Source organism: Streptomyces sp. LS-MS-L19 (genome assembly GCF_058382285.1).
Genome location: NZ_JBYCLL010000001.1, coordinates 9,839,577 through 9,860,395 on the forward strand (window position 1 = coordinate 9,839,577; position 20,819 = coordinate 9,860,395).

Sequence of the window (20,819 nt, forward strand, 5' to 3'; positions counted from 1 at the left end):
GGCGCGCGGTGGTGTGCTCTCGCCCCGGCGTATCGGGCACGTCATCGCGTACGTCTCCGGGAGACGGAGAGCCGAACGCGCCGCGCATGGACGGCTGTTGAGGACGTGCACCGCGTACGGAGGGCTGTTGATCGCGCGTGCCGTCCTCGACGTCAGGGGCGCGCCCGAAGCCGTCGTCCGCGGTGCTCCCGTCCACGCCGGCCGGTATGTCGACCAGCCGTTCCGCACCACGGGCTCGGCCCGTACGCCCCACCGCCTCATCGGCTACCGGCACCTCGAAGGCCTCGGTTTCCAGGGGCTGTTCACCCATCGGATGCGGCTGCTCGTACCGTGAAACCGGCCGTGGCCGCAGCCCCGCCACGGGCGCGCGGCTGCGTTCCACGAGCCGGTACAGCATGCCGCTCATGCGCCCACCAGCCCCAGGTAGCACTGCCGGCGCCACGGACTCAGCTCGAGGATCTGCGTCTGCGTCCAGCCATACGCGCGGGCCAGTTCGTGGACTTCGAGAAGGACCCGGCGCCCCCAGGCGTCCAACTCCGTCCACAGGAAACCGATGATGTCGAAGGGCTCCTGCCAGCCCAGCGCGCACCCGGGGCAGACGACCGCGATCCGTAGCTCAAGGAGAGGATCGGCCGACATCCACGCCTCCGCGACCGCCTCGCCGCACGGGACCGGCTCCCCGGCGGGCACGCAGCGGCGCACGAGCCCGGCCGCGGGATCAGGGAGGTCCGCGTCGAGGACGGCGGCGAGATCGGCGCTGGTGGGCATCCGTACCCGGATCTCGCGTCCGTTCTCGCGGACGACCACCGCGTGGTCGCTCTCCAAGGGGCCGGTGTGCGCGAGCAAGTCCCGCTGGTCGAAGGCGAGTTCCACCTCGGTGCCGCACCCGGGACAGCACGACACCGCCTCGACCGACGTGCCGAACAGCGCCGCACGGAAGGCGAACAGGGCGCGGTCGCGCTGCCCCACGGACAATTCCGCGGCAGCTTCCGGCGAGGTCCCGTACGCGGTGGACAGGAGAGCCAGACCGCGCCGCAGCGGACCGTGCTGCCCCCCGGCCTCCCAAGTGTCCAGGAGCTCGGCGGCATTCACCGTACTCATCGCGGATCCCCCCATCGGCTGTCAGAAGCTGGGCTCGGTGGGTGCGACGACGCTCGTGTCGCGTTCCCACCCCTCGGTCTCCAGCCGCAAGTGCTCGATGGCGACCGCGTTGGCGTTGGCGTCGAGGTCGGGCAGTGCCTGGTACTCCGACACCCAGCAGCGGTACACCTTGTAGGCGATCGCGGGCTGGCCTGCCTCGTTGTGGACGACGATCACCAGGTCCTTGCGGAAGTCGGCGAGCGAGACCTCACGGGTGCGCTGCTCGGGCGGACCCTGGGCGTTGGCGTAGTTCCAGACTTTGTTGGCCCACGCCTCGAACTCGAGGTCGTGGGTGACCCCACGCTCCAGGGTGATCGCCTCGAACTCGGTGCGTCCCGGGGACTTGCGGGTGGTGGAGTTGCTGCCGCCGTGGCGGTGCTTGACTACCTCGGTGGTGCGCTTGAGCGGGCTGACCTTGCTGACCCCGGCGACGCACCGGGCGTCCCACCACACGTGGAACTTGAAGTTCTTGTACGGGTCCAGGCGGTTGGCGTTGACCCTTAGATCTGCCATCTCAGCTCCCCTGCGCCGTGGCCTCGTCGCGCTTCTGCTGGATCCTGATGAGCACGAACTCGGCGGGTGACAGCGGCTGGAAGCCCACGTCGATGGTGACGATGCCGCGGTCGATGTTGTCCTGCGGGTTGTTGCCGACGTCGCAGCGCACGAAGTACGCCTCCTTCGCGGTCCGACCCTCGAAGGCGCCCTGGCGGAAGAGCCGGTCCATGAAGGTGCCGACGTTGAGCCGGATCGACGACCACAGCGGCTCGTCATTGGGCTTGAACACCACCCACTTGGTGCCGATGAACAACGACTCCTCGATGAACAGCGCCACCCGCCGGGCCGGTATGTACTTCCACGGGTCGCCCATGGCGTCGGCGCCGCGACAGGTGCGCGTGCCCCACACCACGTTCCCGTACAGCGGGAAAGTCCGCAGACAGTTCACGCCGAGCTTGTTGAGGGAGCCGTTCTGATCGTCGGAGAGCCGGTGTTCGAGGGAGCGTACGCCGACGAGCGCGCCGTCCTCCGTCCCGGCGGCGGCGATCCACACACCGACCTTGGCGTCGGTACGCGCCATGATCCCGGCGACCGTGCCCGCGGGGCCGGCCAGACGCTTGCCGCCCTGCGGGTCGGAGATCCGCACCCTGGGAAAGAACACCGCCGCGTTGCGCCCGGCGAGACCGGTCACCGGCAGCCCGGCCGTGGCCCCGCCTTCGGCGTTGCGCGGGCTGTTCCAGGCGAACGGCGGATCCAGGAGCAGCAGCGCACGCCGCTCCTCGCACAGCAGGACGGCGGCGTCGATCACGGGTGCCCACTGGGCGTCACGGGCGTCCTGCGCGCCGTCGGCCGGCGCCGTCAACTGCGCCGGAATCACCAGCAGGTTGAAGCCGTCGAGGTCGGCCAGCGCGGCCAGTCCCGTATGCGGCTCGACCGAGGGGTCGCCAATGACGTCGGCCGGTGTGAGGCCGCCGTCGACGCCGCCCTTGAACGGCTTCTCGTCTGCGGCATCCGGCAGCACATCGAACGTTTCCGTGTCGGGTTTCACCAACTGCGAGGTGGCCAGAGCGCGGTCGAGCCGGCTGTTGGGCAGCGCCGGGTCGATCGACACGTGGTACGACTCCTCGGTCTGCCCGCTCTTGACCAGCAACGTGTAGCCCTTGACCGCGTTGCTGTCGCTGTCGCTGTCGCTGTCGCTGTCGCTGTCGCTGTCGCTGTCGTCGGCGGCGGCAGCGGAGTCGAGCGTCACCGTCGCGGTGAGGGCGTTGCCCTCCGCCCCCGGTGCCTTCGCTTTGAGGCTGACGCCGTGCAGGAGGTCGACGCCCGCGTACTCGGCCTTCTTCCCCACTCGGGCCACGATCGCCTTGCTGCCACCGTTGAGGAAGAACTGGTACACCGCGTAGCTCAGCTCGCTGCCCGTCCACAGACCGCCGAACAGCTCGTCGTACTCACCCCAGCTCCCCACCCGAGTCGGCTCGTCCGGACCGCTCAGCGTCGTTCCGACGAACGCCGTCACCGAGGTCTCCGCGTCGGCGATCGGCCGCACCGGGCTCTCGGCCTCTTCGACGTACACACCGGGATAGGAGAATTGCCTCGCCATGGCGCCCTCGCCCTCCCTCACCCGACGGCATCGGACCGTCGGACGCAGGTCCGCATCCTGGCGGGTGCCGGTCACCGGCGCGTCACCCAGGCGTCAACGCCGAACCGAGGTGTCGATGCGCAACCGGGACGCCCGGCCCAACCCCGGCCATCGGCAGCATAGTTCCGCGGGGTGCGGCTGCAGACCCCGCGCCAGGTGGTCACCACCGCACTGCGCACACTGGACCGGCACAACCCGCCCCCCAGCGTCGTCTCCGGCACCTTCAACTGGGCGATGACCCTGACCTCCCGCTTCACCACCCGCCGCGCCAACGTTCTGGCCTTCGGCGCGATGACCCAGTGGCAGATGCGCTCACGCGGACGTGGCCACTGACCTGCTCCGCACCACCGTCTTCGACGGTGTTCCCGGTCATGACAACGCCTACGTGGCGACCGGGCACGGCATGCTCGGCGTCACCCTCGGCCCGGCCACCGGCCACCGACTCGCTCAGTACATCCGTACTGGCGACCGCCCGCAGGTACTACGGCCGTTCCGGTTCGACCGGTTGCGCGGATAGGACCTTCACCGTGTCCACATGACCTGGTCCGAAGTCGGTGCCAGGACCGCAGTGAGCACCTCGATATCGCCTCCGAGTCGTGGCTGTTGTCGCGGTGGTCGTCGGCAACCCGGCCTATCCCACGTCGGTCCTGCACCCGGCCGCCATGATCGCCGAACTGGCGTGTCTTGGGCGGACGTTGGTGGTGGACGAGGCGTTCCTGGACGCGGTGCCGGGCGAGCGCGAGGCCCTGACCGGGCGCACGGACGTGCCCGGTCTGGTCGTCCTGCGCAGTCTGACGAAACCTGGGGGCTGGCCGGTCTGAGGATCGGTTACGTCCTGGCCGCCCCGGAGACGATCGCGGACCTGGAGCGGGCCCAGCCGCTGTGGCCGGTCTCCACCCCGGCCCTTGCCGCGGCCGTGGCGTGCATGGAGCCGCGGGCCCTGGCCGAGGCCGCCCACGCCGCCCACCGCCTCTCCGCCGACCGGGCCCATCTCGTCGCCGGGCTGCGGGAGTTCGCCCCGGACGGGCTCCGGGTGACCGAGCCCGCGGAGGGTCCCTTCGTCCTCGTACGACTGCCGGGGGCGGCGGCCGTACGACGGCATCTGCGCGGCCTCGGTTTCGCGGTGCGGCGCGGGGACACGTTCCCGGGGCTGGGCGAAAAGTGGCTGCGGTGCGGGACCGGGCGGCGGTGAACCGGTTCCTTCAGGCGCTGGACACGGCGGTGACCTTGGCGAAGGGTTGATGACCGGGGCTTTCCGGAAGCGAAGTCGACCTTGGTGGTTGCTTGGGGCGACCTTGGTTGTCCGTCGCGGATCCGGGGGCGAGGCTGTAGAGGTCACGTGATCATGTGCGGGGGCGGGTCACGCGTGGCTTCCGGAGGCCTGGGGCCCGCCATCGCTGTGCGGAAATGACCTGTTTCTCCAGCGCAAAGGGTGGCCGTGCTCAGATCCAGACTGTTCCTCAGATCCACGCTGCTCCTGTTCGCCCTGACGGGCACCTCGCTGTTCGCGCTCCCGCAGACCGCCTCGGCGGTCGGCTGCCAGGGGGGCGACTGCACGGGAAAGAACCCGGTCACCGAAGGGTGTGACACGGACGCGATGCTGGTCGAGGAGTACGACCAGGGGACCTCGCTCAGTCTCAAGTTCTTCCGCTCGCCGGCCTGCGACGCCTCGTGGGCCAAGGTGACCGTCGACTACACCGACACCGGTCTGTACGACCAGAACGTCAACATCTTCTACGTACCGCAGCTGGGCGGCAGCGAGAGCGTACTCAAAGGCGGCACGACCTCCACCGACAACTTCGCCGTGCCCACGCCGATGGTCGGCGGCGACGCCCTCGCGAAGGGCTGCTACAACGACGTCTCCCTGGACCTGGATCCGGCCCCGGAGACCTGGGCGCGGCAGGGAGCGACGGGAGGGTGCACCCAATGGCACTGACCCCCTTCGGCCGCGCCCGGCGTTCACCGCGGCACACGGCCCGTATCGCCCTGCTGACCAGCGCCGCGCTCGCCGCGTCCGTCCTCACGTCGACGGTTGCGGCGCAGACCGCCGCGGCCGCCCCCCAGACCGAGTCCCACACCGGCGGACGTCTCTTCAGCACCCCGGACACCGCGCTGGGCCGGGGCTGGAAGTCCTCGTTCGACCGTGCGGTGACCGGCACCGGTGACTCGGCGGGCTTCCACATCCTGGTGGCCGACGAGTCGAAGTCGTTCACCTACCGGGAGGCCGCCGACCTCACCCAGGACGGCCTGGACGGCATCGGCCCCTGGACCGGATACGTGTGCCAGACCGGCTCCGGCCGGTACGCGGCCGCCGTCTACGCGCCCTCGACCGCCGTCAACACCCCCTCGCTGATGCAGCACGGCGGTTTCGCCGCGGTCGTCGACCTGGACACCGGGAAGGTGACCCAGGTCGCCTCCGGGATGCAGCTCGCCTACTTCTCGCCCGGTTGCGGCACCGGTGACACCGTCACCTTCACCCGCACCACGGTGGGCGACTCGGTGAAGGGCACCACGACCCTCCTCGACATCGATGCCAGGACCGGGAAACCGGTCGGGAAGACCACCGTCACCGGCCAGTTCACCAACCCGCTGCCGACGGCCGACGGCCACGTCGGGGTCCTGGGCGGACGGCTCGTGGAGGTGGCCGCAAACGGCACGACCAGCACGCTCACCAGGCTGCCGGGCCGCGCGTTCGCCCTCGCCCCGACCACCGACGGCGCCCTCGACGTGGCCGTGGTGGCGGGCGGCCGCGACGTGCTCCAACGCTGGACGGGCGAGAAGCTGACGAAACTGGGCACCGCCCCGCTCGGCAAGCTCGGTCTGTTCGCCCGGCAGGGCGGCGACCTGGTCGCGGGCGTCGTCTCCGGCGTCGGCAGCGCCCCGGGCCTGCTGAGGAAGAGCGCCCCGGACAAGCCGCTGTCCGCCTCCCGCGAGGGCCATCTGCTCACCGCCTCGGCGGTCTCCCGCGAGATGCGGGGCATGACCTCGAAGATCGGCTCCACGGGCGGCGAGGGGGCCGGGGTCATCGACATCTCGGCTCTCGCCACCGCCTCCGACACGACGTCGGCCACCGAGGTCACCACGGCGGCGGCCGCGGCCGACCCGGCGGACGACGTGGAACCCCTCAGCAGCGACGGTACGCAAGAGAAGAACGTGCTCGCCGCGCAGGGCGTCACCCCGACCGACCCCAACCCGCAGACCCACTACTCCAACTGTCTCGTCAAACGCGACGACGTCAACGCCCAGGCGCTCCAGCCGAGCACGAACATGGTCGAGTGGGCCGTCGACCAGGCCGTCCACGGGGACCTGAACATCACCCGGCCGGCGAACTACCTGGGCACCGAGAGCGAGGCGTACAACCCCGAGTCGCTGTTCCCGCGGGTGGGTCTGACCGGCGGCGGCACGGTGCCGGCCCAGGTGATGCTGGGCATCCTCGCCCAGGAGTCCAACTTCAAGCAGGCGTCCTGGCACTCGGTCCCGGGCGACGGCGGCAATCCGCTGACCGGCGACTACTACGGCAACGCCGACAGCATCCACTACTACCCCGACAACGGGGCCGCCGACTGCGGTTACGGCATCGCCCAGGTCACCGCGGGCATGAACGAGGCCAAGCCGGACCCGTACGAGCCGACCCAGGCGTACGCCATCGCCACCGACTACGCGGCCAACATCGCCGCCGGCCTGCAGATCCTGAGCAAGACATGGAACGAGCTCAAGGGCCTCGGCATGAACGTCAACACCGGCAACTCGGCGTATGTCGAGAACTGGTTCATGGCGCTGTGGGGCTACAACAGCGGTGTCTACAGCGACACGTCCGCCAACGGCGGCCAGGTCGGGCTCGGCTGGTTCAACAACCCGGCCAATCCCATCTACCGGGCCGACCGGCTGCCGTTCCTGCGCGCCTCCTACGACGACGCCTCACATCCGGCGGACTGGCCGTACGAGGAGAAGGTCATGGGCTGGATCGAGACCCCGCAGATGACCTACAACGCGCAGGCCTCATACACCCGGCCGCTGTTCCCGACCGGCGGCAGCCTTCCGGCCGGACAGCTCTACCTGAACACCGACTACCGCGCCTACTGCGGCAGTTCCAACAACTGCGACCCCGACGCAGCCTCCGGCACCGATCCGTGCCCGGCCGAGAACGAGACCTGCTGGTTCGACGGCTCGGTCGACTGGGGCGCCGGCGAGAACAGCGCCACGGGGTCCACCGAGAACCTCGCCTACTCCCTCGGCAGCGGGGAACCGGCCCTTGACCGGCAGTACGACGCGGGCCCCTGCGGAGGTGCCCCGTCCGGACTTCTGATCGACGACGTGCCCAAGCCGAACGACAACACACAGGGCTGCACGGACTCCACGAAGATCGACGGGAAGTTCAACCTCCAGCTCGGTGACAACTTCACCTACCAACGCAGCGACGGCAGTTGGCGGGCCACCGGGGACATCGCACCGATCGACCTGCACCAGCTGGGCGCCGGGTACGACGGCCATGTCTGGTTCACGCACACCTACGCCGGCGGCAACGGCAGTGCCGCGAGCGACGCCGACCTGTGGCACAAGGTGAGCGCGACCTGGACACCGTCACCCGAGCTGATGGCGCAGCCCGGGACCACCGGTGTGCTCTACAACATCTACGTCCATCTGCCGAACCACGGAGCCCAGGGCAAGGTGGCGTACAACGTGCACGTCGGCAACAGCGGACAGGGCGTCACCGAGCTCCACTCGTGCCCGATCACCCAGCAGACGTGGAGCGGCGGCAACGACACCTGGCTCTCGCTGGGCACCCTCAGGCTCTGGGAGGGCGCCTACATGCAGGCGGACAACACGTCGTACGCGGGCGCGACCGGTGATCTGGACGTGGCCTACGACGCGGCGGTCTTCCAGCCGACCACGACCGCGGCCACCGGCCCCTGCTTCGACGGTTCCTGATCCCACCCGACGCCGCGTCCACGGCCCGGAACACACCGGGCCGTGGACGCCCCTCTCCCTTCCCGCGGAGTCCCACCATGCACCTTCCGGCCCATCGTCCCCGCAACGCCGCCGCCGTACTGGCCGTCGCCGCGCTGGCCCTGACCGGCTGCTCGGCCGGGCACGACACCGACGGCGCCGGTTCGTCGGCCTCACCTGGCACGACCCCCTCAGCGAGCAACTCGCCGAGCGCCTCCGCCGGTAACCCGAGTCCGCAAGCCCGTCCCACGAGCCTCGACGACTGGCCGACGGCCCCGGCATCCCCGCAGGACGTCCCCACCGGCACGAAGTCCGAGGTGATCTCGAAGGGGTACACCGGGCAGAGCTACCTCGAACGGCTCGCGGCCAACTGGCACCTCAGGCTCGGCAAGCAGAAGAAGCTCACCTCCAGCGAGCCGGCACTGTACGCGGGCGCCGAGGGGCACCCGACCAAGGACAGCGAGCTGAGCGTGGGCGTGATCCGCGATCTCGCCGGCGACCTCAGGTCGTTCGAGTGCCAGGCGACCGCCGACGCACCCCGCTACGAGGCGTTCCTGCGGGCCTGCGTCAGCCTCGACTACCCGGGCTCCGACCCGAAGGCCGCGGCCACCTGGCTGACCGGTGTGAAACCCCGCGTGGACACGGTGTTCACCGAAGAGAAAGTGAAGGCCCCCATCACGAGCCCCCTCCTGCGCACGGGCACCACGGCCATCTTTCTTTACAAGGGCAACTATTCGCCTTCGGGCACCTACGTCGTGCGCCTGGTCGGTGCCGCCGCCCCGGGGAAGTGACCGGCCGCTCTGAGCGCTGTGCGGGCCAGCGGGCGACTCGCGAGGGACCCACACGCCCGCAACCAGGAAGACGAAAGAGCGGGACCGCCCGTACGCGTACGTCCGCGCGGGGGTCCTGTTCGTGCACCACCAGGTCGGCCGCCGCGCCCTCTTCACGACCCGGCCGTCCCAGCCACTTTGCGGCGAGGAGCGCCGAACACACCTACCGGGCACGGGAGATGGGCGGGAGGGGGCGCGGCCGTTCCTGAACAGGCCGCGGTTCGCGCCGTATCCGCGCGTTGCGGCGAGCAGAGTGCCGCGTGCGTGGTCGCGCACGTTGACCCCTTCGGCGTGTTCAGCCTTTGTCCTGATCATGGAAAAAGTAGAGCGATCTCGCGCTAAAGGGGTTACGACCCGGAACGAAGGCCGCTAACTTCCTTGCACCGGACCGGTCATGTGCATGCAGGTGTGCAGGCCGGTTCGACGGCGCGACGGCGCGCGCCTGCACTCCCCGAACAGGACCGATCGGGTCCTGCACATCCCCACACCTCGGGAGACGTTTGTGCGCAAGAAATTCGTCACACTCGCAAGACCCAGACCCCTCCGTGCGCTGGCGCTGGCGCTGGTGTGCGCCGTCGGCTGCCTCGTGCCGGGCACAGCGGCTGCCGCCGCGCCGGATTCGGCCGGCCGTGCTGCGGCCGCGGTGGAGTTCCAGCAGGTCACGCTGGCCAAGGGCGTGGCCGAGATGGGTGAGCCCATGACGCTCGCCGTGCTGCCGAACGGTTCGGTGCTGCACACCTCGCGCGACGGCACGCTGCGCGTCACCGACGGAGCCGGAAGCACGGCCGTTGCGGGCAGGCTCGACGTGTACAGCCATGACGAGGAGGGCCTGCAAGGCATCGCCGTGGACCCGGCTTTCACCTCCAACCGCTTCATCTACCTGTACTACGCCCCGAAGTTGAGCACGCCGGGCGGCGACGCCCCTTCCGACGGGGCCGCCTCGGACTTCACCCCGTTCGACGGCGTCAACCGGCTCTCCCGGTTCGTCCTGAAGACCGACAACACCCTCGACGTGAGCAGCGAGAAGAAGATCCTCGACGTGCCGGCCTCACGCGGCATCTGCTGCCACGTCGGCGGCGACATCGACTTCGACGCGGCGGGCAACCTCTACCTGTCGACCGGCGACGACTCCAACCCGTTCGCCTCGGACGGTTTCACCCCGATCGACGAGCGCGCCACCCGCAACCCCGCCTACGACGCCCAGCGTTCGGCGGGCAACACCAACGACCTGCGCGGCAAGGTGCTGCGCATCAAGGTCAACGCGGACGGAACCTACACCGTCCCGAGCGGCAACCTCTTCGCGCCCGGCACCGCCAAGACCCGCCCCGAGATCTACGCGATGGGCTTCCGCAACCCCTTCCGCATGAGCGTGGACAAGGCCACGGGCATCGTCTACCTCGGCGACTACGGCCCCGACTCCGGTACCGCGGCGCCCGGGCGAGGCCCCGAGGGACAGGTCGAGTTCAACCGCATCACCCAGGCCGGCAACTACGGCTGGCCGTACTGCACCGGCAACAACGACGCCTACACCGACTACGACTTCGCGACCAACACCTCGGGCGCCACGTTCTCCTGCTCCGCGCCCAAGAACACCTCACCGCGCAACACCGGCCTGACGGACCTGCCCCCGGCGCGGCCGGCCTGGATCCCCTACAACGGCACGTCCGTGCCGGAGTTCGGCGGCGGCTCCGAGTCCCCGATGGGCGGTCCCGTCTACCGCTACGACGCCGCGTCCACCTCCGAGGTCAAGTTCCCCCAGGAGTACGACGGCGACTTCTTCGCGGGCGAGTTCGGCCGCCGCTGGATCAAGCGCATCGAGGCGGGCGGCGACGGCACCGTGCAGTCCATCAACGCCTTCCCCTGGAGCGGCACCCAGGTGATGGACATGGCCTTCGGCCCGGACGGCGCCCTGTACGTCCTCGACTACGGCACCGGCTATTTCAACGGCGACGAGAACTCCGCCCTGTACCGCATCGAACACGTCACCGACGGCCTGGCCCCGATCGCCCAGGCCAAGGCGGACATCACCTCCGGAAAGGCGCCGCTCGCGGTGTCCTTCTCCTCGGCCGGCAGCTCCGACCCGGACGGCGGCGCGCTCACCTACGCCTGGACCTTCGGCGACGGCGCGACCTCCACCGCAGCCGGCCCGTCGCACACCTACACGGCCAACGGCCAGTACACGGCGACGCTGAAGGTGACCGACCCCACCGGCAAGAACGCGACGGCATCCGTACAGATCACCGTCGGCAACACCGCCCCCACCGTGAAGATCGACCTGCCCACGGACGGCCGTATCCACGACTTCGGCGCCGCGATCCCCTTCAAGGTGACGGTGACCGACCCGGAGGACGGCACCATCGACTGCTCCCGGGTCAAGGTCTCCTTCATCGTCGGCCACGACAGCCACGGCCACCCGCAGACCTCGGCGACCGGCTGCACGGGCACGCTGCAGACCCTGGCCGACGGCGAACACGACCCCAACGCCAACATCTTCGGTGTCCTCGACGCCGAGTACACCGACAAGGGCGCCAACGGCCAGCCCGCGCTGACCACCCACGACCAGCACATCGTCCAGCCCTCCCACCGGCAGGCCGAGCACTACGGCGCCTCGGCCGGAGTGGATGTCATCACGCACGGTCCGGCCCACGGCGGCAAGACCGTCGGCAACATCGACAACGGCGACTGGATCGCCTTCACCCCGTACGCCCTCGACAACGCCACCCAGTTCACCGCCCGGGTCTCCTCCGCGGGCGCCGGCGGCACGATCGAGGTACGCGCCGGATCCCCGACCGGCACCCTGCTCGGCGCGGCGACCGTGCCGGTGACCGGAGACTGGGAGACCTTCCAGGACGTGACAACGAACCTGGCCAACCAGCCCGGCGGCACCACGCAGTTGTCCCTCGTCTTCAAGGGCGGCGCCGGGGCGCTCTTCGACGTCGACGAGTTCTCCTTCAACACCTCCGACGGCGGTCCCCGCTCGGGCGCGGTCAAGGGCGTCAACGGCAAGTGCCTGGACGTCGACAACGCCAACACCGCCGACGGGACGAAGGTCCAGCTGTGGACCTGCAACAGTACGAGCGCGCAGAACTGGACCGTCGCCGCGGACGGCAGTGTCCGGGCGTTGGGCAAGTGTCTGGACGTCTCGGGCGGTGGCTCCGCTGACGGGACGAAGATCCAGTTGTGGACGTGCAACGGCAGCGGCGCGCAGAAGTGGGCCCCGCAGGCCGACGGCACCGTGCGCAACCCACAGTCCGCCAAGTGCCTCGACGCGTCCGGCGGCACCTGGAACGACGGCACACCGGTCCACCTGTGGACCTGCCACACCGGCCCCAACCAGAAATGGACCCTTCCGTAGAAAGGAGGCGACTTCCTATGCGTAAGCAACTCACTGCGGTTCTCGGCCTGTTCACCGGCCTCGCGCTCTGTCTGGCCCCGCAGGCCACCGCCCTGCCCACCTCAGCCGATCAGCTTGCCGGCCCGGCCCGGCAGGCCGCACCGGCCACTGCCCGCCCCGTGGCACAGGCGGCCGCCGACCCGGCGTACAAGATCCTGGTGTTCTCCCGGACCGCCGGATTCCGGCACTCCTCGATCGACGACGGCATCGCGGCGCTGCAAACCCTCGGCACCCAGAACAACTTCACCGTGGACGCGTCCGAGGACCCCCAGGCCTTCACCACCGGCAACCTCGGCCAGTACAAGGCGGTCGTCTTCCTCTCCACCACCGGTGACGTGCTCGGTGACGCCCAACAGACCGCCTTCGAGCAGTACATCAAGGGCGGCGGGGGCTACGTCGGCATCCACGCGGCAGCCGACACCGAATACGACTGGCCGTTCTACGGGGGCCTGGCCGGCGCCCTGTTCCAGTCCCACCCGGCGATCCAGCCCGCCACCGTCAAGGTGGAGGACCGGGCCCACGACGCCACCGCCCACCTCGGTGCCACCTGGCAGCGCACCGACGAGTGGTACAACTACCGCACGAACCCCCGCACCACCGCCCATGTGCTCGCCTCCCTGGACGAGTCCAGCTACACGGGCGGGAACATGTCCGGGGATCACCCGATCGCCTGGTGCAAGGACTACCAGGGCGGCCGGGCGTTCTACACCGGCGGCGGCCACACCGACGAGTCGTTCAGCGACGCCGCCTTCCGCCGTCACCTGCTCGGTGGCGTCCGCTGGGCCGCCGGCATGACCGACGCGGACTGCCGTCCCGAGACCGGCTACACCTCCCTGTTCGACGGCTCCTCCACCACCGGCTGGAGGCAGGCCGGCCCGGGCGGCTTCACCCTCGCCGACGGCAGCCTCACCTCCTACGGCGGACTGGGCATGCTCTGGTACGCCGCGAAGGAGTTCACCGGGGACTACTCCCTCAAGCTCGACTGGAGGATGGCCGGCGACGACAACTCCGGTGTCTTCCTGGGCTTTCCCGCCTCCGACGACCCCTGGTCGGCCGTGGACAACGGCTACGAGATCCAGATCGACGCCACCGACGCGGCCGACCGCACCACGGGCGCCGTGTACGGCTTCAGGTCCGCCGACCTCGCGGCACGGGACGCCGCGCTGAACCCGCCGGGGGAGTGGAACACGTACGAACTCAAGGTCACCGGCGAACGGTTGGAGATCTTCCTCAACGGCGTCAAGGTCAACGACTTCACCAACACCGACCCCGTCCGCAGTCTCCAGCAGGGCTACATCGGCATCCAGAACCACGGCGACGGCGACGACGTCACGTTCCGCAACATCCGGATCAAGCCGTCGGGCGACACACCGCCCGGCCCCCGCTCGGGTGCGGTCAAGGGGGTGAACGGCAAGTGCCTGGACGTCGACAACGCCAACACCGCCGACGGGACGAAGATCCAGTTGTGGACCTGCAACAGCACGAGCGCGCAGAGCTGGACCGTCGCCGCGGACGGCAGTGTCCGGGCGTTGGGCAAGTGTCTGGACGTCTCGGGCGGTGGCTCCGCTGACGGGACGAAGATCCAGTTGTGGACGTGCAACGGCAGCGGCGCCCAGAAGTGGGCTGCCCAGACTGACGGCACCGTGCGCAACCCGCAGTCCGCCAAGTGCCTCGACGCGTCGGGCGGTACGTGGAACGACGGCACACCGGTCCACCTGTGGACCTGCCACACCGGCCCCAACCAGAAATGGACCCTTCCCTGACTCTGGGCAGCCGTCACCTGCGGGTGAGGTGAGGGTGGGGGGCGCGGCGCATGCTCCGCGACCCCCACCCTCGGTCTACGGCCCGGCCGGAAGCGAGGCCGTCGAGGACGTCGCACGGACGACCCCGGTCAATGAGCAGCAGCTGCACCGGCGCCCGCACAACGTGATCCGCCGGCACCGAGGCGTATTGGGAATGCTCCGCCCGTTGACATGTACGCAATCGCGATGTCACGTTGAGAGCGCTCTCAATTCAGGTACGGACCAATCTCCCCAGTGCCCCCCACACGGAGGTGGAGCGTGCTCAAGAAGCCAACTCGCCGGATCCTGGCGCCCATGCTGGCGGCCGCGCTGCTCGGCGCCGTCCTCACGGTCCTCACACCGACTTCTGCAAACGCGGCGGTGCCCGCGACGATCCCCCTGAAGCTCACCAACAACTCCGGCCGCGGCGACGCGGTCTACGTCTACACCTTGGGCACTTTGCTGAGTACGGGGCAGCAGGGCTGGGCGGACGCGAGCGGCACGTTCCACGCCTGGCCGGCCGGCGGCAATCCGCCGACGCCGGCGCCCGACGCGTCCATCGCGGGGCCGGCGAGCGGACAGACCAAGACCATCCGGATACCGAAGTTCTCCGGCCGGATCTACTTCTCCTACGGCCAGAAGCTCGTCTTCAAGCTGACCACGGGCGGCCTGGTGCAGCCCGCGGTCCAGAACCCGTCCGACCCGAACCGCAACATCCTCTTCAACTGGTCCGAGTACACCCTCAACGACTCCGGCCTGTGGATCAACAGCACCCAGGTGGACATGTTCTCCGCGCCCTACGCCGTCGGCGTGCAGCGCGCGGACGGGAGCACGCTCTCCACCGGCCACCTCAAGTCGGGCGGCTACAACGGGTTCTACAACTCGCTGCGCAACCAGGCGGGTGGCTGGGCGAACCTGATCCAGACCCGCTCCGACGGCACCGTCCTGCGTGCACTTTCGCCCACCTACGGGCTGGAGACGGGAGCGCTGCCCGCGTCCGTGATGGACGACTACATCAACCGCGTATGGCAGAAGTACACGACGACCAACCTGACGGTCACCCCCTTCACCGACCAGCCGAACACCAAGTACTTCGGCCGGGTGTCGGGCAACGTCATGAACTTCACGAACAGTTCGGGCACCGTCGTCACCAGCTTCCAGAAGCCGGACGCGGCCAGCGTCTTCGGCTGCTACAAGAACCTGGACGCGCCCAACGACCTGGTGCGGGGCCCCATTTCACGCACTCTGTGTGCGGGCTTCAACCGCTCCACCCTCCTGGTCAACCCCAACCAGCCGGACACCGGAACCGCGAACTTCTATCTCGACTCGGTGACCAACCAGTACGCGAAGAAGATCCACGCGCAGATGGCGGACGGCAAGGCCTACGCCTTCGCCTTCGACGACGTCGGCAATCAGGAGTCCCTCGTCCACGACGGCAACCCGCAACAGGCTTACCTGACACTGGACCCCCTCAACTGACGGATCCCGTCGACGACGTGGTGCCTTGCCTCGCTCTGCGGGGTGAGGCACCGCGGCGGTTGCCGCAACTGCGCACTGCGGAGCAGGTGCGCCGGGCACGGTGGACTGGAAGGCGTACGTGTTCTGCGTGCTGGAGTCCTTCCACCGGCTGCCGCGCCGGCGGGAGCTGTTCGCGAAGAACTCCTCGAAGTGGGGCGACCCGCGGGCGAAGCTGCTGGACGGCGAGGCGTGGGAGCAGGTCCGCCCGACCGTACTGGCCTCCCTGAACCTCCCCGGTGAGCCGGGTGAGCACCTGGCGGCGCGGGCCGCGCTGCTGGACGGCACCTACCGGGAGGTCGCCGGACGGGTGCCGGCGACCTCCCGGATCGTCTTTGACGACGACGGCCGCCTGCACTTCGCCGCCCTTCAGCCGGCTCCCGAACCCGCCTCCCTGACCGTCCTGCGGAAGGCGGTGGAGGCGATGATGCCCCGCGTCGACCTGCCAGAGGTCCTGCTGGAGGTGTTCTCGTGGACCGGCGCCCACCAGGCGTTCACCTCGATCACCGGCGGCGAGGCCAGGCTCAAGGACCTGTACGTGACGGTAGCCGCGCTGCTTGTCGCGCACGGCTGCAACGTCGGCTACACGCCGGTCATCGGCGAAGGGGTGCCCGCAGCGGTGAGCATGCCGGCCGGGCAGCTCGCGCTGGCTGCCGCGCTCCTCGCACCCATGCTGGCCTGGAGCCTCCTCGGATGGCGACTGCTGCAGGAAATCGACCTGGACGACGAGACCTGGCAGGTCGGTGTGGAGAGCACGCGGGAGATCCAGCGGCTGTCCGTATTCGGGGAAGCCGGCCGGGCCGCCGCCGAGGAGACCGACGCGGCCAGCGTGACGGGGTTCCTCCGGCAGCAGGCGCAGGACTGCATGCCCATTGACCTCGCCGCGTTCGACGCCTACCACCACGGCGGCAAGGTCAACCGGCAGGACATCGAGTTCTTCCAGCAGGCCCGCCGGCTCGCCGCCGACGCCGACGCTGCGACGCCGGCGCTGGACACCCTCGTCGAACGCCTCACCATCGCCTGAAAAACTGTCCTGGCGTGGACCGTCCACGCCAGGACAGCCCGGCGACAGGGTCGGCGGCGCGCGTCGCCGGGCGCGAGCAGACTCGTCAGCTCGGAGATCGCCTCGTGGGACGGCTTGAAGTAGCGGCGGACGTTCTCCGGTTTCTTGTGCCGGGACTGCGCCATGAGCATCAGCAGGGAGGCACCCTGCTCGCCGGGGTGGGTCAGGGCGGAGTGGCGGTACTCGTGCAGGTCCCACCCGCTTCCCGCACCGCGCTCGGCGGTATGCTCGTCCAGCAGGGCGAGAGCTTGACCGTAGGAGAGGCGGGCCAGGCCGGTGTCCGGGCGCACGTCGCGCGGGCTGACGACCTTGCCCGGGCCGGGGCGGCGGTGGGTGACGAACACCGGTCCGCGGGTGCGGTCCTTGAGTAGCCGGGGCAGGAGCCGGGCGGTGCCCGCGTCCCAGTACACCGTCTCCAGCACGAAGTCCTCGCGCGCCTGCCCGCGCCGCCGGGCCTTGCTCCGGGCGCCCTTGGCTTTCACCGCGCCGGTCGGCCGATGCCGAGATGGCTCTCACGTGGACGGAAGGCCGGAAGGGGTGCCCTCTCCAGGGGGCACCCCTTCCGTGGAACGGACCCGCCGGGCGGGGGCGTCCCTATCTGTGCGGCTCATTCCCGCCTCCCAGGAGATCCACGGGATGTCCGGCGTCGGCCATGCGCCGCGCCAGGCCGGAAAGACCGTCGGGAGTGTCGTCCACGAGCAGCAGCAGGCCGGGCGTTCTACCGACCGGACCGGCCACTTGACTCAGGACGGTCAGCAGGACCGCCAGTACGTCGGGCCCCTCGTCGGCGAGCAGTTCGCCGGCCTCGCGGACGACGATCGTCACATCGTGGTCCGTGTCGTCGGAGACCATGCGCATGCAGTCGAGGAAGGCGTCCCAGTTGTGGCCGGGTCTGCATCCGGCCCGTCGAGGAGCCTGACTAGGAGATCGTCGACGGGCTGTGGGGGGCTGGTGAGGGCGAGAGTGAATAGCGCAAAGCTGCGGGTATTGGGATCGATCATCTCGTGCCGCCACAGCGCCTCGTTGAAAGTGCGTGCGGGATCACGGGCGGCCAGGTACTCGGCGAAGCTCTGGTGCGCGAATTCGATCTGCGCCCCCCGGGCGACGAACATGCCCGTGGCCAGGAAATGCGGTTCGGGGATCGGCCAGCCAGGCGCGGAGTTTGCGGAGCGGTGCGCGGAGTGGCCGTCCACGACGAGGTCTCCAGATAGCGGTTGCATTACATCAAAGGTCCTGACCGAGAACCTGGTTGCGCGTGCGGCGCATCACGGGGGTGCCCCCTTTGCTTCCCAGTCGCAGCCGGTGACCTCGTCGGAACGATTCGAACCGTGTCGGCGAAGAGGACCTCCCCGCCTTCGGCCTTCGCCTGTGCGCGGATCGCCGGCCAGGTCTCCTTCCACGCGCCGTCGTGGGAGAAGGCGAGGTGCTGGCGGCGAGCCTCAGCTCAACGCGGGACCGGTCGCCCGGCTCGCTGCCGTCGAAGCGCGGATCGGCCACAGGTTCCACATTGACGTCTCCATGGCCAAGATCGTCGCCGAGGCCGCCGCCACTCCCGAGCCGCCCAAGGTCGCCTGCTGGCGAGGCTGATCGATGCTCTGACATGCCGTTATTCGAGAAAAGGCCCAGCCTTGGAGGTGGGGCCTTTTTTGCACGGATGCGGCGATCGGCTTCTGAAGGTCCTGTTGCCGCCGCCGAGTTGGTAGCGTCCAAGAAGCTGAGGAGCCGGTGATCTCAGCGGACAGCGGGGGCGCCGGGCCGAGCTTTCTGACGGACCGACCCGAGCGCGCCCACCACACACACGCAGTCTTGCACCTTCCCCTGTCCGATTGCACGTGAAACAGCGGTCGGATTCCCGGCAGGCCCGGTGTGAGTACGGAGAGCAATGCTTGATCAACTGGCTGAAGTTGTCCCACACGGCCCGGAGTTGCTCTGGGACCTGTTCATCGCGCTGGTCTTCGCTCTGCTCGCCGCTCTCTTCCTGGAGTGGCTCAAGTGCGCCCGGCGTGTCCCGAGCGTCGTGGTGTCCTGGGTCAAGGACCTCGACGCGACGAAGCCTGCCGTGATGTTCGTGCTCATGGTCCTCGCGGTCTTCGTCTCCACGACGATCGTCCATCTGGTGGGCAAGCTGTGACCGCGCCTCAGGAGACGCCGTCCCGCCCTCCGCAGGGCCGCAAGCGGCTCCCCATCGACGACAGCCGCCCGCCGCGTGCGCGTGAGCTCGGAGAGATGCTCCAGAAGAACTGCCCGCCCCGGGCCGTGCTCACCCTCACGGAGATCGCGTCGGCGGTGCCCACCAGCGTCTCCACGGTCTCGCGGGCGATGCGCGCCGCTAACGTGCCCATCTGGGAGACCGTCGAGGGGATCGCCGCCGAACTGTACGTCCACCGCAACAAGATCGCTGAGCCGAGGAACTTTCCCTTGCGGGAGGTCTGGTACGCGACTTGGCTCGCCGCCTGGACGGAACAGGGAGGCAAGCCGTACGACATGCCGCCCCCCGGGCGCAAGAGTGTCCCGGGTCTGACCCTGTCCACGGCCGCCCGCCCAAGCGACGCCGAGTTCAAGCTCCTCATCGTGGTCGGCGTCTTGCTCCTCATCCTGATGATGCTCTGCGGTCTGCTCATCGGCTGGGCAGCCACGAAGTTGACGAAGGACGCCACCCCCTCCAACGTGGATCTGTTCATCACCGCGATGGCCGCGAACGCCGTCGTCTACCCGATCGTGTCGCGGTGGCGGCGTGTTACCCGATGGGCCACCCTGCACGTCCGGACCGTCCTCATGCTCCTCATGGGGCACGAGGATCACGAAGAGTAGCAAAGCAGGACAAGGAGTGCGCAAGGTATGATTCGTGGCGCCGGTCGGCTCACTGATCGGCGCCCGCGCTGGTGGTGCAATTGCAGCACGCCCGACTTCCGGTCGGGAGATCCAGGTGCAAGTCCTGGCCGGCGCTCAACCGAAGGCCCTCGCCCCTGACGGCGGGGGCCTTCTGTATGCCCGCTCACTGCAATCCGGGCAAACTGGCAGGTCGGCTACCATCGCCGCCCAATTCAGCAGCAATCGCCCGGGAGTGGCCCCATGTTCCACGGATCGATCCCCGCGCCCCTCCGCTCGATCATCTACGAGCACGCAGGCACCTGGCCCGGCGAGGACATCTACGTCGGCTGCTCCGGGAACTTCACGATCGAACGCGTCCTGCACGCCCGGTTCGGCAACGACCGCCGCGTCCACGGCAACGACATCCAGGCGTACAGCTGCGCCCTCGGCTGGTACCTCGCCGGGGACGACCTCAACTACACCTGGCGCGAGGAGTACGAGGAGACCCTCGGCTGGCTCCACCCCTACCTGGAGGACCGCACCAACCTCCTCGCCACCCTCATGCTCGGCACCCGGTTCCTGCAGTACGTCGGCAAGGACGGCGTCTACTACCGGCGGATGATGCAGGCCACCCAGGAGCAGTGGCCGCGCATGCACGACAAGACCGCCACGAAGCTGCGGAATCTCAAGACTCGCCTCGGCTCGTTCTACGCCGGCGACGTCCGCGACTACCTCGACCAGGAGGTGCCTCCCGACGCCCCCGTGGTGATGTTCCCCCCGTTCTACGCGAAGGACTATCAGGCGCAGTTCGCGAGCATCGACGCCGCGTTCGACTGGCCTGAGCCGACCTTCGGCGAGCTGACCGAAGACGGCAAGGAACGCATCATCGAGCAGGTACAGGACCGGCCGAACTGGGTCCTCGGCCTGCACATCGAGCGCCCCGAGCTGCGCGACAAGCTCGCCGGCGTCGTCCAGACCGCCAACTGCGGCCTGCCCATCTACGTGTACGCCGCCTCGGGCCCCAGGCGGATCGTGCGCCCCCGGCAGCCGATCGAGCACATCGCCATGCCGAGGATCGGCCCCGACGAGGAACTCGGCGACCGCATGACGATCCACGTCCTGACCGGCGGCCAGTTCTCCGCGATCCGCTCGCAGTTCATGTCCAAGACGATCAAGCCCGGCAGCCCGGCAGCCCGCTGATCGC

General features: G+C 69.3%; 17 protein-coding genes, 1 tRNA gene and 3 pseudogenes. 15 read left to right on the forward strand and 6 right to left on the reverse strand.

Annotated elements, in window-relative coordinates; all coding sequences use genetic code 11:
* The first annotated feature begins 127 nt into the window (after window positions 1-127).
* Entirely contained in the window at window positions 128-334 is a 207-nt protein-coding gene (locus tag AC2XR2_RS43990) for a hypothetical protein (RefSeq protein WP_491518326.1), read from the forward strand.
* A 68-nt stretch (window positions 335-402) separates the two neighbouring features.
* On the opposite strand, the gene AC2XR2_RS43995 is transcribed toward AC2XR2_RS43990, so the two are convergent.
* Genes AC2XR2_RS43995 through AC2XR2_RS44005 form a run of 3 tightly spaced genes read right to left on the reverse strand, consistent with a single transcriptional unit; the run spans window position 403 to window position 3,235 of the window.
* The gene (locus tag AC2XR2_RS43995) at window positions 403-1,101 is read right to left on the reverse strand and encodes a hypothetical protein (protein WP_491518327.1); all 699 of its coding nucleotides are present in this window, start codon (window positions 1,099-1,101) and stop codon (window positions 403-405) included.
* Between the two features lie 21 nt (window positions 1,102-1,122).
* Window positions 1,123-1,653, reverse strand: coding sequence for a phage tail protein (locus AC2XR2_RS44000; protein WP_491518328.1), 531 nt, complete (start codon window positions 1,651-1,653; stop codon window positions 1,123-1,125).
* A gap of 1 nt (window position 1,654) precedes the next feature.
* Entirely contained in the window at window positions 1,655-3,235 is a 1,581-nt protein-coding gene (locus AC2XR2_RS44005; RefSeq protein WP_491518329.1) for a phage tail sheath family protein, read from the reverse strand.
* Between the two features lie 171 nt (window positions 3,236-3,406).
* Between AC2XR2_RS44005 and AC2XR2_RS44010 the strand changes: the two genes are divergently transcribed.
* The 10 genes and pseudogenes from AC2XR2_RS44010 to AC2XR2_RS44055 all read left to right on the forward strand — a co-directional run.
* Entirely contained in the window at window positions 3,407-3,607 is a 201-nt protein-coding gene (locus AC2XR2_RS44010; protein ID WP_491518330.1) for a hypothetical protein, read from the forward strand.
* Window positions 3,597-3,791, forward strand: coding sequence for a hypothetical protein (locus AC2XR2_RS44015; RefSeq protein ID WP_491518331.1), 195 nt, complete (start codon window positions 3,597-3,599; stop codon window positions 3,789-3,791). Before AC2XR2_RS44010 ends, AC2XR2_RS44015 begins: the two co-directional genes overlap by 11 nt.
* Before the next feature lie 94 nt (window positions 3,792-3,885).
* Window positions 3,886-4,516, forward strand: a pseudogene (locus AC2XR2_RS44020) (aminotransferase class I/II-fold pyridoxal phosphate-dependent enzyme); the annotation flags it as partial.
* Window positions 4,517-4,712: 196 nt separating this feature from the next.
* Window positions 4,713-5,210, forward strand: a complete 498-nt coding sequence (locus AC2XR2_RS44025) for a DUF2690 domain-containing protein (protein ID WP_491518332.1) — start codon at window positions 4,713-4,715, stop codon at window positions 5,208-5,210.
* Complete coding sequence (locus AC2XR2_RS44030) at window positions 5,201-8,203, forward strand: hypothetical protein (RefSeq protein WP_491518333.1); 3,003 nt, start codon at window positions 5,201-5,203, stop codon at window positions 8,201-8,203. The genes AC2XR2_RS44025 and AC2XR2_RS44030 overlap by 10 nt, the downstream gene beginning before the upstream one ends.
* Before the next feature lie 77 nt (window positions 8,204-8,280).
* A complete protein-coding gene (locus AC2XR2_RS44035; RefSeq protein WP_491518334.1) occupies window positions 8,281-9,012 on the forward strand; it encodes a hypothetical protein in 732 nt (243 codons plus the stop codon).
* A gap of 439 nt (window positions 9,013-9,451) precedes the next feature.
* Window positions 9,452-12,406: a PQQ-dependent sugar dehydrogenase gene (locus AC2XR2_RS44040; RefSeq protein WP_491518608.1), complete on the forward strand. Its 2,955-nt coding sequence runs from the start codon at window positions 9,452-9,454 to the stop codon at window positions 12,404-12,406.
* A 17-nt stretch (window positions 12,407-12,423) separates the two neighbouring features.
* Window positions 12,424-14,208: a ThuA domain-containing protein gene (locus AC2XR2_RS44045; RefSeq protein WP_491518335.1), complete on the forward strand. Its 1,785-nt coding sequence runs from the start codon at window positions 12,424-12,426 to the stop codon at window positions 14,206-14,208.
* A gap of 333 nt (window positions 14,209-14,541) precedes the next feature.
* On the forward strand, window positions 14,542-15,705 hold the full coding sequence (locus AC2XR2_RS44050) for a glycoside hydrolase family 64 protein (RefSeq protein WP_491518609.1): 1,164 nt from the start codon (window positions 14,542-14,544) through the stop codon (window positions 15,703-15,705).
* Between the two features lie 91 nt (window positions 15,706-15,796).
* A pseudogene (locus AC2XR2_RS44055) lies at window positions 15,797-16,342 on the forward strand (Tn3 family transposase); the annotation flags it as partial.
* A 476-nt stretch (window positions 16,343-16,818) separates the two neighbouring features.
* Here the strand turns inward: AC2XR2_RS44055 and AC2XR2_RS44060 are convergent.
* The 3 genes and pseudogenes from AC2XR2_RS44060 to AC2XR2_RS44070 form a co-directional block, all read right to left on the reverse strand.
* Window positions 16,819-17,286: pseudogene (locus tag AC2XR2_RS44060) on the reverse strand (site-specific integrase); the annotation flags it as partial.
* Between the two features lie 112 nt (window positions 17,287-17,398).
* Entirely contained in the window at window positions 17,399-17,662 is a 264-nt protein-coding gene (locus tag AC2XR2_RS44065; protein WP_491518336.1) for a hypothetical protein, read from the reverse strand.
* Window positions 17,626-17,997, reverse strand: a complete 372-nt coding sequence (locus tag AC2XR2_RS44070; protein WP_491518617.1) for a hypothetical protein — start codon at window positions 17,995-17,997, stop codon at window positions 17,626-17,628. Before AC2XR2_RS44070 ends, AC2XR2_RS44065 begins: the two co-directional genes overlap by 37 nt.
* Before the next feature lie 689 nt (window positions 17,998-18,686).
* Between AC2XR2_RS44070 and AC2XR2_RS44075 the strand changes: the two genes are divergently transcribed.
* The 4 genes from AC2XR2_RS44075 to AC2XR2_RS44090 all read left to right on the forward strand — a co-directional run bounded on the left by AC2XR2_RS44075 (window position 18,687) and on the right by AC2XR2_RS44090 (window position 20,815).
* Entirely contained in the window at window positions 18,687-18,935 is a 249-nt protein-coding gene (locus AC2XR2_RS44075) for a hypothetical protein (protein WP_491518337.1), read from the forward strand.
* Window positions 18,932-19,615 carry a hypothetical protein gene (locus tag AC2XR2_RS44080; RefSeq protein WP_491518338.1) on the forward strand — a complete coding sequence of 228 codons (684 nt, stop codon included), beginning with the start codon at window positions 18,932-18,934 and terminating at the stop codon, window positions 19,613-19,615. Before AC2XR2_RS44075 ends, AC2XR2_RS44080 begins: the two co-directional genes overlap by 4 nt.
* A 65-nt stretch (window positions 19,616-19,680) precedes the next feature.
* Window positions 19,681-19,751, forward strand: a tRNA-Gly gene (locus AC2XR2_RS44085).
* Between the two features lie 125 nt (window positions 19,752-19,876).
* Window positions 19,877-20,815, forward strand: a complete 939-nt coding sequence (locus AC2XR2_RS44090) for a putative antirestriction adenine methyltransferase (RefSeq protein WP_491518339.1) — start codon at window positions 19,877-19,879, stop codon at window positions 20,813-20,815.
* Window positions 20,816-20,819: the final 4 nt, after the last annotated feature.